Consider the following 1,011-nt stretch of genomic DNA (forward strand, 5'->3'; position numbering starts at 1 on the left):
TACTAACCTTTAAGAAAGTAAAGTCATGTTGCAGCGTACTGACATTCCGACTGCTGGAAGAATGAGCGCACCAACCCGGGGAGCTTCTGAATGCGCCTGAGCGCGGAGATGGCCATACGCTTCATTTGCTTGATGTTCTCGACACCCCGGCGACTGACGTCACGTTTGACGTGCGCCCAGACCTGCTCGTCAGGATTGAGGTGCGGCGCATACGGCGGCAGGAAGAACAGCTTCAGCATCCCGTTGGTCGAAGCCACGAACTCCTTGACCAGTTTGGCCTTGTGGGCGGGATGGCCGTCGACGATCACGAACACCGGCTTCTCGGCACCCACCAGCAACCGCCGGAGAAATTCCCGGAAGACCCGGGCGTTGACCGTGCCCTCATGGACCATGAACCGCAGCTCGCCTCGCGGACCAACTGCCGAGAGCATGTTCACAGAGAACCGCCGGCCCGTGACCTCAACCACCGGCGTCTCACCGACCGGCGCCCAGGTGGTGCCAGCATGGTAATCGGAGCGCAGCCCCGACTCGTCGGCGAAGTAGATCGTCGCCCCGACGGCTTTCGCCTCCCGGCGAATCTCGGGATACGTGTGCGTCTCCCACTCACGCACCAGCTCCGGGTTCTGCTGCCAGGCCTCGTAGAGTGGCTTCTGCGCCGAGAACCCGAGGGTTTTCATCACCTTGCTCACCGACGGCAGTGTCAGCGACTTGCCCAGACGCTGGCGAATCAGCTCCTGGATCAACGACAGCGTCCACAGCGCGTAGGGCAGCTTCATCTGCTGCGGCGTCTCGTCGCGCACCGCCCGCGCAATCCAGCGCATCTCATCGTCGGTGAGCTTGCGCGGACGGCCCGACTTGGGCTTCGACTGCAGCGCTTTCTGTCCGCCGTCGTTGTAGCGCGCCAGCCACTTGAACACCGTGCGCTCGTTGAATCCGAACGCCTCGGCAACATCCGCAACCGTGCGCCCATTGCGCACCGCCTTGATCGCCTGCATCCGCAGGGCATGCATG

The 1,011-nt window shown here is 62.7% G+C and carries 1 protein-coding gene; it reads right to left on the reverse strand.

All coding sequences use genetic code 11. The annotated features are described in order from the left end of the window. Nucleotides 1-23 precede the first annotated feature (23 nt). The gene (locus ACNSTU_RS17515; RefSeq protein ID WP_418212819.1) at nucleotides 24-1,010 is read right to left on the reverse strand and encodes an IS630 family transposase; all 987 of its coding nucleotides are present in this window, start codon (nucleotides 1,008-1,010) and stop codon (nucleotides 24-26) included. Between the last annotated feature and the right edge of the window lies 1 nt (nucleotide 1,011).

The sequence above is a fragment of the Aquisalimonas sp. APHAB1-3 genome, assembly GCF_048323695.1.
Classification (GTDB): domain Bacteria; phylum Pseudomonadota; class Gammaproteobacteria; order Nitrococcales; family Aquisalimonadaceae; genus Aquisalimonas.